The sequence below is a fragment of the Paenibacillus wuxiensis genome (assembly GCF_040195695.1).
GTDB lineage: Bacteria > Bacillota > Bacilli > Paenibacillales > Paenibacillaceae > Paenibacillus_B > Paenibacillus_B suaedae.
In genome coordinates this window covers 18,827-30,262 of sequence record NZ_JBEFZI010000018.1, presented here as the reverse complement: position 1 = coordinate 30,262, position 11,436 = coordinate 18,827, and the positions used below count along the sequence as shown (strand labels likewise).

Here is an 11,436-nt window from a genome sequence, read left to right as displayed (position 1 = left end):
TATTTTGCAGTTACCTATAAATATATGGTAAACTAAGCACAGAATACAACAGTTCGGGATATAGGGGTGTAACAGATGGATGGCCATGATGCGACGCTAACGAAGCACGAACAATTGCTGCAGCATATTGAAAGTTTGAAGCCGGGGACGAAAATATCGGTTCGTAAGCTGGCGAAGGAAATGGGCGTTAGTGAGGGAACCGCCTATCGTGCCGTGAAGGAAGCAGAGAGCATCGGGATCGTCGTCACGAAGGAACGTATTGGCACGGTTCGGGTAGAGAAGAAGCCGCGCAATATGTCCGAACAGCTGACATTCGGTGAAGTTGTTGATATTTTAGGCGGTCATGTTCTTGGCGGAAGCCGCGGTCTGATGAAGACACTGAACAAATACGTCATCGGCGCGATGAAGCTGGATGCCATGGCTCGTTATATTGATGCAGGGAGCTTGCTCATTGTCGGGAACCGCGAGGATGCTCATCGTCTTGCGCTTCAGCATGGAGCAGGTGTACTTATAACGGGTGGATTCGGAACAAGCCGAGAGGTGAAGCTGCTGGCCGATGCGCTGGACTTGCCAATTATCTCTTCGAAGTACGATACATTTACGGTCGGCTCTATGATCAACCGCGCGCTGTTCGACCGGTTAATTAAGAAGAAGATTATGATCGTTGAAGACATCGTTACAGCGAAAGACAAAATGATTGTGCTGCGTCCATCCAGCACAGTTGGCGACTTCCAACGACTGCGTGATGAGACAAGTCATACTCGATTCCCCGTCGTAGACGAGTGGTACCGGGTTATTGGTATGATTACATACAAGGATGTGCTGGGGGCTGAACCAGACACGAGCATTGAAAAGCTCTATACGCGGAGTCCGATCACAGCTACGCTGCAGACGACGCTCGCTTCGGCAGCGCATACGATGGTGTGGGAGGGCGTTGAACTGCTCCCGATCGTCGATCGCAACCGCAAGCTCATTGCTGTAGTGACCAGGCGGCAGGTGCTGCAGGCGATGCGTGATGCCCGTAAGGAGCCGCATCTCGGGGAGACGTTCGATGACCTGATATGGAATGGGTTCGAAGAAGAGCGGGACGATAAGGGGCAGCTCTTTTTCCGTGGTGTCATCACACCACAGATGGTGAATGGATTCGGTTCTGTATCGGAGGGCATCTTATCCACCATTATGACGCAGGCCGCTTTGCGGGCGGTGAAGGATGTTCGCAGCTATGATCACGTTATGGAGAATATGACAACTTATTACGTCCGCCCGCTTCAAATCGAGGATATCGTTACGCTGCATCCGGAATTTATCGAGATGAGCCGCAAGTTTTGCAAGCTGGAATTGTCCATCCGCCACGGAGAGCATCTCGTCGCCAAAGCAATGATGACCGCACAGTCGATCGATCACGACTAGCGCACAGCTATGCACCGCAGTAGGGACTTAATGTTTCGGAGAGAGAATGTATGTCTAGTTGTCTAATCCAAATGAATACGCAAAGAGCAACTGGGACTTAGATATATGGATATGGATACTTCACGACGAGTAAATAAATGGGATTGCCTCTGCTGCTGTAACGCGGCATATGAGAGGCAATCCCATTTTGTTGATGAGGCGATTATTTTTTGCCTGCGGAATAGATGGCTTGATAATGGCTGTGATTGCGCAGCCCAGCGAACAAATTGAATAATCCGATTACGAGCAGTACAGCTCCTACAATGACTCTAACTGTCGATGCTGTGAACATGAAAATTTGGATCGTTGCGATGAGCAGCAGCATAATTCCCATACACATATTCATTCTAGCCGCATACAAGCCACGAAGCGCAGTGGCCTGCTCACGTCTTGAGCGAAAGCTGTAATACACAGACATTCCTGAAGTCACACAAATCAGGATAATGAGCACCCATTGGATAGTTTCCATCGATTAAGCAACTCTCCTTCTTTGACAATATGGAAACGAATACAATCTAAACTCCTTTATATTACCATATTCCAGGGGGCCGTCCTACAAAATTTAGTGAGCTGCCTAAGCGAGCGATGATTCCCTTAAGGGGATGTTGGCACATAAGTATGTACATCAATCCACACATGAAGCACTCCTTCGGTGACGAGCATTGTTCGGAGCTGAACCGTGTAGTCCTTGTCATTCACGTCGGGATATATTTTACGGGACAATAGCCCTTCCACAAGCTTGCTGTACTCATCAATTTTGAACACGTTGCGTCCCTTCAATACGGCTAAGTCCTTGAGCAAGCGCCGTCGCAGTTCCATTTCATCTGCTTGCGGGATGCTAGTGTCGTTCTGCTGTTTGTAGATGTGCAGGTCGATGCTTTTAATAATGGTTTTCCGATTTTTGTAGCGAAGCAAGTCTTCCGTTTCAGCCTTGTAATGGGCAAGGCGGTCGCGCAGATCAATATTGATCATCATGACCTCATTAAATTGACGCAAATAGACCGCATGGTAGATTCCCGCACCGATGACGCTGCCGACAATGATGAGTGCGAGATTGCTGAGCCATAATGGGGTTTTACGCTGGCGCATCGTGCAAGCTCCTTCCTTCCCTTGACTCCATTACGCGATGTTATGCGCGACTCCGGCGTAAGAAGTGGTTGATGGGAATGAGAATGAAATTGGTAGCGTATTGCGTTATACGCGATCCCGGCAAATCCAGTGAATGAGCTCTGTGCTGAGGTGAGCTCCCAAGAATGATACGAAAATGAAGATAAGCTGCTTAAATACTGGATTCAAGTTGCCCATCCAGAAGTTGCTCTCGATGACTCTGATCGGGTCGATCGTTCCACCTACGGCAGCTACGACTGCCCATATTTTAAGATGCTCCGCAATATGGCGCATCGTATCAGAAGGGGGTTGAAGAGCGATGACGGACCCTATGCCCGCCAGTATGGCACCTCCGAGCACGATGCCGAAGGCGATGAAGAAATCGAGAAGTGCTTTCGAGAGAAATGAACCCATCGTAACGCCCCTTTTCACATAGAATTGCCCTTTGTACATGTATAGGACTTGCTGGCGGAATTATGATACAATAAGAGACGAAAATATGTTCGTATAACATGGCAGGTTGAAGGAGTGAATGGTATGGATCAGTTCGTGCATTTGCACGTGCATAGTGAATACAGCTTGCTCGACGGAGCAGCGCGTATTGAAGCGCTTGCTGCACGAGCAGCCGCATGCGGAATGAAGGCGCTAGCCCTCACGGATCATGGGGTGATGTACGGAATCATTCCTTTCTATAAAGCATGTATGTCGCATGGCATTAAACCCATTATTGGCGTGGAAGCGTATGTAACGACAGGAGCGCTCCAGGAGAAGGTATCGCGCAAGGAACAGCCTATTTATCATTTCATATTGCTGGCGAAGAATGAGCAGGGATATCGCAATTTGATGAAGATTTGCTCCGTAGGGCACTTGGAGGGATTTCATTATAAGCCTCGTGTCGATATGGATACGCTCCGCAAATACGCAGATGGGATAATCGCGCTAAGCGCCTGCCTTGGCGGCGAGGTGTCGCAGCATGTGCTTCACGGCAATGAAGAGGCAGCGCGCAGCGCGGTTGAACGATATAAGGATATTTTCCGTGATGGATTTTATATTGAGCTGCAGGATCATGGCCTTCCGGAACAGAAGAAGGTTAACATTGGCCTTATAGCTTTAAGTGAGCAGACGGGCGTTCCGCTCGTTGCAACGAATGATGTTCACTATTTGCAGCAGGAAGATGCAGCGATGCAGGATGTCCTTATTTGCATAGGTACGGGGAAGTCGGTTGAGGATGAGGGGCGGATGCGCATGCATACCGACCAGATGTACTTTAAGTCGCAGGAAGAAATGACGGCATTGTTCCGACATGTCCCGGAAGCGGTTGCGAATACGGCTCGTATTGCGGAGCAGTGCAATGTGGCGCTGGACTTCGGAGGGCATGTCCTTCCCGCCTATCATCCGCTCCCTGAAGGCATGAATGCAGGGCAGTATGTGAGACAATTGTGCGAAGAGGGACTGGCGAGCCGCTATCAAGCACTGCCAGAATGGCAGGATGAAGCCTTTCAGCGAGAGGCGAGAGAGAGGCTTGTCTATGAGCTGAATACGATTGAGAATATGGGATTCTCTGATTACTTCCTCATCGTGTGGGATTTCATTCGCTTCTCACATGAACAAGGCATTATGACAGGTCCCGGACGGGGCTCGTCAGCGGGTAGCCTTGTGGCATATTGCTTGCGGATTACGAATGTGGATCCGCTCAAGTATCATTTATTGTTCGAGCGATTTTTGAATCCGGAACGGGTAACGATGCCTGATATTGATATTGACTTCAATGATGAGCGGCGTGATGAGGTCATTGCTTATGTTTCGAATAAGTACGGCCATGACCGCGTGGCACAGATTATTACGTTCGGTACAATGGCTGCGCGGGCAGCGGTGCGGGATGTCGGCAGGGCATTGAATGTGCCTTATAACGATACGGATCGGGTAGCGAAGCTGATTCCGAATCAACTCGGAGTCACGCTTGAGAAGGCATTGCGGGCAAGCAGCGAGCTAAGCAGTTGGAGAAAACGTGATTCGCGCATACGCGAGCTTATTGATATGGCGTCTAAGGTAGAAGGCATGCCGCGCCATGCATCAACCCATGCGGCAGGTGTTGTCATCAGTGAAGAGCCGCTAACGCATTATGTTCCCCTGCAGGCAGGAACCGAGAATATTGCTCTCACCCAATACTCAATGGAAAATTTAGAATCGATCGGCTTGCTGAAGATGGATTTCCTCGGCTTGCGAACATTGTCGATTATTGAACGAACCTTAGAATGGGTGAATCTTCGTGGCGACGAACCGCTTGATCTTGGCATGATTGATGATGCGGATGAGGCGACCTATGAACTGTTGTGCCGAGGGGATACGACAGGGTTGTTCCAGCTTGAATCAGCTGGCGTACGGCGAGTTCTGCGGGAACTGAAGCCGTCTGTATTTGAAGATATCGTATCTGTGCTTGCGCTGTATCGTCCGGGTCCAATGGAGTTCATCCCGAACTATATTCATAGCAAGCATGGGTTGAAAGCTGTCGAATATCCTCATCCTGATCTGAAGCCGATCTTACAGGATACGTACGGCATTATTGTCTATCAAGAGCAGATTATGCATATCGCCTCCAGAATGGCAGGCTTCTCTCTCGGGGAAGCGGATCTGCTGCGGCGCGCGGTCTCGAAGAAGAAGCGGGAAGTGCTTGATCAAGAGCGGCGCCATTTCGTAGAAGGCAGTCTGAATCAAGGGTATACGGAAGTGGAAGCAAATCGGGTGTACGATATGATCGTTCGCTTCGCTGATTATGGATTCCCACGGGCGCACGCAGCTGCATACGGCGTGCTTGCCTTCCAAACCGCCTATTTGAAGGCTCATTATCCGACAGAGTTTATGGCGTCTATGCTGACAGCGAATATGGGAAGCCACCGGAAGATCGCGGAGTACATTGAAGATTGTCGAAGAATAGGCATAACGGTATCTCCACCGGATGTTAATGAAAGCTATGTTCGCTTTACGCCTGTTGATGGCGCGATTCGCTTCGGCCTTGGCGCCATTAAGAATGTGGGTACGCTTGCGATTGAGAGTATATTGAAACAGCGACAAGAGAAGCCATTTGCAGATTTGCTCGATTTCTGTCAGCGAGTTGATCTTCGGGTGTGCAATCGCAGAGTCATTGAATCGCTTATTCAAGCGGGGGCATTCGATTCACTTCCAGGTCATCGGGCACAGCTATTGGCCATGCTGGATGAGGCCTTAGATGCGGCTGCGAAATGGCGCAAGGAAAGAGAGGATCTTCAAATTCAATTGTTCGGCTTCGTGGAAGTGAACAATTGGACGATTGATTATCCGAATATACCGCCGTTCGCCATGGCAGAGCAGCTGGAGTTAGAGCGTGAGCTGCTCGGATTGTACCTGTCCGGCCATCCGCTGGATGACCATGCACAGCTGCTGGAATCATCCGAGACGGATCGGCTTGTTGATTTGCATGAGGTGCCGGACGAAAGTGATTGTACCGTTGCTGGGATGGTTGTGTCGCTTCGAACGATAATGACGAAGAAGGGCAAGCCGATGGCATTCATTGAAATTGAGGATCGAATCGAGCGGGCTGAAGTGGTGCTGTTCCCCGAAGTGTGGCGCCGATCAGAACCGTTGATTGGGAAGGGAGCATTGATTGCGCTGCGGGCGAAGGTGCAGCGTCAGGACGAAGGCTATAAGCTGCTTGCTGACGAGGTTGTACCGCTTGAGCCCCATGCGATTGCTGCGTTGGCGAAGCGTGCTGCCCATCGCAGACGCTCCTCTGAGACGCGTGGTGGACAAGCTTCTCAGTCGCGCATGGTCGGCGAACAACCGTCAGGACGAAGCCCGAATCAACGAGAGGCGGCGGTCAACCTACAACCTGGTGCTGAAGCAGCTGTCGACATGAACCGAGATGCGGGCAGCATGTCTGCGGATAGGACGGATAGGAGTTCATCCGCAGCTCGTCTGCGGAACACAGCACAGGGTGGGGGAACCGAAGCTCCTGCTTCCAGAGCGAGTGGGCGCCAACCACAGCGACAGCGAGTATATATTAAGATTACAGCCGATCATGAGCGGCCTGACCTGCTGCAACAGCTGAAGGAACTCTTGAAGTCGCAGCCAGGGCCGCTGCCGACTGTATTGTTCTATGAGCGCGAACAGCAATTGCGGGCGCTTAGCGAGGCATATTCGCTGAAGCCGTCGCCGGATCTGTTCAAGCGGATCGAATCAATGTTCGGTGCTGGAACCGTACGCGTCAAATAACAAATGTCAGGGATCGAATCTCCTCCCGCAAGTAGCACAATTCCTTATCATCCCGCATAGAGTGGTCATACGCCCTATTCACGGGTAGGTAAAGTTGAAGGGGCGAAGGGAGGGGACGCCATGACATTCAATATGGCGGAACAATGGCTTGTTAAGCGCGGCGTATCACTTGAATCCATCGCGGAGATTGTGCTCCATCTTCAGCAGCCATACAATGCAGCGTTGACGCTGGAGGATTGTCTGGACAGCGTACGAGCCGTAACACGCAAGCGCGAAGTTCAATACACGCTCATTACAGGCATTGCATTGGATTTGCTTGCCGAGCAGAAGCTGCTGCCGGAGCCGCTTCAAGCGATTATGGAGACGGATGAATCCTTGTATGGTGTTGATGAGACACTTGCACTTGGCATTACGAGTGTATATGGAATGATTGGCCTCACGAGCTTCGGATACTTGGATAAGGCCAAGCTTGGCATCATTCATCAGCTCAATTCGGATCGTACGCGAATTCATGTTTTTCTAGATGATATTGTAGCTGGATTAGCTGCTGCTGCGTCAGCTAGAATTGCCCATCACGACAAGCGTGCTCAGCAGTATGGCGAGGGTGGAGCCTGCAAGCTTGATGATATGAATGCAAATTCTTAAAGAATACGAATAGCCGAGATATGATAAGGCCTGGCGCTGGTTCATCATTGCTTATTGGGCAGTGCATTGCAGCAAGTCTGTTGGAATTTGTTGCGATGAAATTGACAATTATGATATCATAATGGCATTATATGAGCCGTTTCTGGAACGTTAGGGGGGTCAATCGCGCGTGTGGACTGTTATCTACATCGCACCGACTGCCAATTTAGCAGATAAGATTCAGCGCAAGCTGACCGAGGAAGGATTCCTTATTCAGATCCGTCCAATCCATCTGTCTAAACAACAGTTTGAAATTCTAGTGCCTTCCGGAGAAGTTGAAGAGGTTCAGGAAGTGCTTAATTCGATCTTGCATGCATGATGCGGCTGATGAATGACGATGTTATCGTTCAAACAGCCGATTTTTGTTGTCTATGGTTAGGACAATCTCTAGTATGAAGCAATAGGATGATGTCCTGTATTTCAACTGGAGAAATCACGCCTAAAGAGGTGTATCGGGTGTTTAAAGACTTATTTCAAAAGAAAAAGTACGCAACGGTGCCGTCCGGATCTGTACACGATGACCGTCCCAAACGCGAAATACCCGAAGGTTTGATGAATAAATGTCCAAAATGTGGCTCGATTCAATATCATAAAGAGCTGGAGAAAAACCTGAAGGTATGTACGCAATGCGGGCATCATATGCGCTTGAATGCAAGGGAGCGCATTGAGATGACTTTGGATGAAGGCCGATTTTTTGAATATGATGCGGATATCGTATCCGCAGATCCGCTTGCTTTTCCAGAATATAAGGACAAGCTGGAACAGCAAAGAGCGAAATCCGGCATGGATGAAGCTGTTATTACGGGCGAGGGGACAATTGGAGGATTTCCGGTTGTCGTAGCTGTGATGAGCTTCGATTTCTTCACTGGCAGCATGGGTTCGGCAACAGGAGAAAAAATTACACGAGCTATTGAAACTGCTATGCAGAAACAATATCCGTTAGTCATCTTCTCTACATCTGGCGGCGCAAGAATGCAGGAGAGCATCTTGAGTCTGATGCAGATGGCCAAGACAAGTGCAGCGCTTGGGAAATTCCATGAAGCAGGCGGGTTCTATATTTCGGTATTCACGGATCCGACTATGGGTGGAGTGTCTGCAAGCTTCGCTATGCTTGGCGACATCATTATAGCTGAGCCTGGGGCAAGAGTAGGCTTTGCTGGCCGTCTCGTAATCGAGCAGACGATTCGTCAGAAGCTTCCGGAAGAATTCCAAACGGCTGAATTCAATCAGAAGCATGGACAAATTGATCTGGTCGTGCAGCGCAAGGACATGAAGTCCACGTTGGCGAAACTTATCGATCTGCATACGGTGAAAGGGGATGTAGCTCATGGCGAATGAACTTCCGTTCGAGCAACCTTTGGTGGAGTTGAAGCAGAAGATTGCTGAATTAAAACGGTTCGGCGACGAGAAGCAAATTGACTTTACTGAAGAAATCGCCCGGTTGGAGGAGCGTTACGCCAAGTTAGCGGCAGAGATCTATGCTAGCATCTCCCCATCGCAGAAAATGCACTTGGCGAGACACCAACAGCGACCAACCACACTGGATTTTGTCCAGCATATATTCACTGATTTCATTGAGCTTCATGGTGACCGACTGTTCGGCAACGATCTTGCTATTGTGGGCGGATTGGCGCGACTGAACGGGGTGCCGGTAACGGTAATCGGACATCAGCGGGGCAAGGATACTAAGGACAACATTGCAAGATTCTTCGGCAGCCCGCATCCAGAAGGCTTTCGTAAGGCACTTAGGCTCATGCATCAAGCGGACAAGTTCGGTCGTCCGATCATTACATTCATCGATACGAAGGGTGCATATCCAGGCAATACAGCTGAGGAACGAGGACAATCGGAAGCTATTGCACGCAATTTGCGGGATATGGCCATGTTCGGCGTGCCAATTATTTGCGTCGTCATCGGTGAAGGTGGAAGCGGCGGCGCGCTCGCGCTCGGCGTAGGCAACCGAGTTCTTATGTTGGAGAATGCAATCTATTCATGCATTTCCCCGAACGGTGCTGCATCTATCCTCTGGAAGGATGCGTCCAAAGCCGACCAAGCAGCAGAAGCGATGAAGATTACAGCTTCTGACCTGAAGGAACTCAATGTTATCGAGGAGATCATTCCAGAGCCTCAAGGCGGTGCGCATAAGGATGTTGAAGCGGCCTCCGCCAACATGAAAGATGCGCTCTGGCGTCATCTGACCGAGCTGATGGGGATGTCCCCAGAGCAGCTTCGCGAAGATAGATATGACAAATTTCGCAATATTGGCGAGTTCGGCATTCTGCAGCACGGATAAGTTCAGTGGCGTCTGTGTCCTTAATCCCGCGTCCTGACTGGGATGACACGGTTTTCATGAGTCAATTGACTTAAAACATCGTTCACTGGTAAAACTTATAAATATGATTATCTTCATATACAAATTTTATTGAGTATAGTAAATTAGATAGTTGAGAGCCTTGTTTTTAGCAATACAATATAGAGATACAGAGAGACACACATAATTGGAGGAAGCCCATATGCGTAAAACAAAAATCGTCTGTACTATCGGTCCTTCCAGCGAATCTTTAGAGAACACTAAAAAATTGATCATGGCTGGCATGAACGTTGCTCGTCTCAATTTTTCACATGGTGATTTTGAAGAGCATGGCAACCGAATCAAAAACATTCGTCAAGCATCCCAAGAGTTGAACAAAACGGTTGCAATTCTCCTTGATACGAAAGGCCCTGAAATTCGTACAGGTAAGCTTGCTGTTGACTCCGTTGACCTCGTTGAAGACGAGTTCATCACATTGACAACAGAAGAAATCCTTGGCGATAAAGACCGCATCTCCGTAACTTACGAGAACTTGCCTCGTGACGTTGAAGTCGGTTCCACAATCTTGATCGATGACGGCCTCGTTGGTTTGACGGTTGTTGAGATTCAAGGTACAGAAATCAAATGTAAAATCGTTAACGGCGGCACAATCAAGAGCAAAAAAGGCGTTAACGTTCCTGGTGTGAAAATTTCCTTGCCAGGTATTACAGAAAAAGACGCGAACGACATCCGCTTCGGTATCGAGCAAGGCGTTGATTTCATCGCTGCTTCGTTCGTCCGTAAAGAGCAAGACGTTTTGGAAATTCGTGAATTGCTTGAGAAGCACAATGCAACTCATATCCAAATCATTTCCAAAATCGAAAACCAAGAAGGCGTAGACAACCTGGATGCAATCCTGGAAGCGTCTGACGGCTTGATGGTTGCTCGTGGTGACCTTGGCGTTGAAATTCCAGCTGAAGAAGTTCCACTCGTTCAGAAGCGTATGATCGAGAAGTGCAACTTGGCTGGCAAGCCAGTTATCACAGCTACACAAATGCTTGATTCCATGCAACGCAACCCACGTCCTACACGTGCGGAAGCAAGTGACGTAGCAAACGCAATCTTCGACGGTACGGATGCAATCATGTTGTCCGGTGAAACAGCTGCTGGTAAATACCCAGTTGAATCCGTATTGACAATGTCCCGTATCGCTGAAAAAGCTGAATCTGCGCTTGAATACCGTGAAATCTTGGTAAAACAAAGCTCGAGACAGCAAGCTACAGTTACTGATGCAATCAGCCAAGCAGTTGCTAACACAGCTCTTGATCTGGATGCAAAGGCAATCATCAGCTCTACACAAACAGGCTACACAGCGCGTATGGTATCCAAATACCGTCCGAAAGCTCCAATCATCGCTGTGACTCCTTCTGAGCAAGTAATGCGTGGTTTGTCCTTGACTTGGGGTGTTACTCCAGTTAAAGTCGATCAAGCTACTTCTACAGACGAAATGTTCGACGTTGCTGTTGCAGGCGGCGTGAAGACAGGCATCGTTGCAGAAGGCGACTTGGTTGTGATCACAGCTGGTGTTCCTACAAGCTGTGCAGGTTCTACAAACCTTGTTAAAGTAAGCCAAATCGGACAAGGCCGTTGCTAATAAG

10 protein-coding genes are annotated in these 11,436 nt (G+C 49.2%); 7 read left to right on the top strand and 3 right to left on the bottom strand.

What is annotated here, in order from left to right:
• Positions 1–75 precede the first annotated feature (75 nt).
• The gene (locus tag ABN764_RS28000; RefSeq protein ID WP_072731480.1) at positions 76–1,410 is read left to right on the top strand and encodes a DRTGG domain-containing protein; all 1,335 of its coding nucleotides are present in this window, start codon (positions 76–78) and stop codon (positions 1,408–1,410) included.
• A 202-nt stretch (positions 1,411–1,612) separates the two neighbouring features.
• Here the strand turns inward: ABN764_RS28000 and ABN764_RS27995 are convergent, their stop codons facing one another.
• From ABN764_RS27995 to ABN764_RS27985, 3 genes are all read right to left on the bottom strand, one after another.
• Positions 1,613–1,918, bottom strand: coding sequence for a YtpI family protein (locus ABN764_RS27995; protein ID WP_021252171.1), 306 nt, complete (start codon positions 1,916–1,918; stop codon positions 1,613–1,615).
• Positions 1,919–2,043: 125 nt separating this feature from the next.
• Positions 2,044–2,538, bottom strand: a complete 495-nt coding sequence (locus tag ABN764_RS27990; protein WP_021259007.1) for a sporulation membrane protein YtrI — start codon at positions 2,536–2,538, stop codon at positions 2,044–2,046.
• Positions 2,539–2,643: 105 nt separating this feature from the next.
• Entirely contained in the window at positions 2,644–2,970 is a 327-nt protein-coding gene (locus ABN764_RS27985) for a YtrH family sporulation protein (RefSeq protein WP_028532392.1), read from the bottom strand.
• A gap of 123 nt (positions 2,971–3,093) precedes the next feature.
• Between ABN764_RS27985 and ABN764_RS27980 the strand changes: the two genes are divergently transcribed.
• The 6 genes from ABN764_RS27980 (at position 3,094) to pyk (ending at position 11,432) form a co-directional block, all read left to right on the top strand.
• Entirely contained in the window at positions 3,094–6,804 is a 3,711-nt protein-coding gene (locus ABN764_RS27980) for a DNA polymerase III subunit alpha (protein ID WP_446673755.1), read from the top strand.
• Positions 6,805–6,924: 120 nt separating this feature from the next.
• Complete coding sequence (locus ABN764_RS27975; RefSeq protein ID WP_044356245.1) at positions 6,925–7,449, top strand: phosphatidylglycerophosphatase A family protein; 525 nt, start codon at positions 6,925–6,927, stop codon at positions 7,447–7,449.
• Between the two features lie 169 nt (positions 7,450–7,618).
• A complete protein-coding gene (locus tag ABN764_RS27970; RefSeq protein WP_021252166.1) occupies positions 7,619–7,807 on the top strand; it encodes a hypothetical protein in 189 nt (62 codons plus the stop codon).
• A gap of 137 nt (positions 7,808–7,944) precedes the next feature.
• Positions 7,945–8,826 carry an acetyl-CoA carboxylase, carboxyltransferase subunit beta gene (gene accD, locus ABN764_RS27965; RefSeq protein WP_021259003.1) on the top strand — a complete coding sequence of 294 codons (882 nt, stop codon included), beginning with the start codon at positions 7,945–7,947 and terminating at the stop codon, positions 8,824–8,826.
• Positions 8,816–9,781, top strand: a complete 966-nt coding sequence (locus ABN764_RS27960; protein WP_021252164.1) for an acetyl-CoA carboxylase carboxyltransferase subunit alpha — start codon at positions 8,816–8,818, stop codon at positions 9,779–9,781. The genes accD and ABN764_RS27960 overlap by 11 nt, the downstream gene beginning before the upstream one ends.
• Positions 9,782–10,001: 220 nt before the next feature.
• Positions 10,002–11,432, top strand: a complete 1,431-nt coding sequence (gene pyk / locus ABN764_RS27955; protein ID WP_021252163.1) for a pyruvate kinase — start codon at positions 10,002–10,004, stop codon at positions 11,430–11,432.
• Positions 11,433–11,436 lie beyond the last annotated feature (4 nt).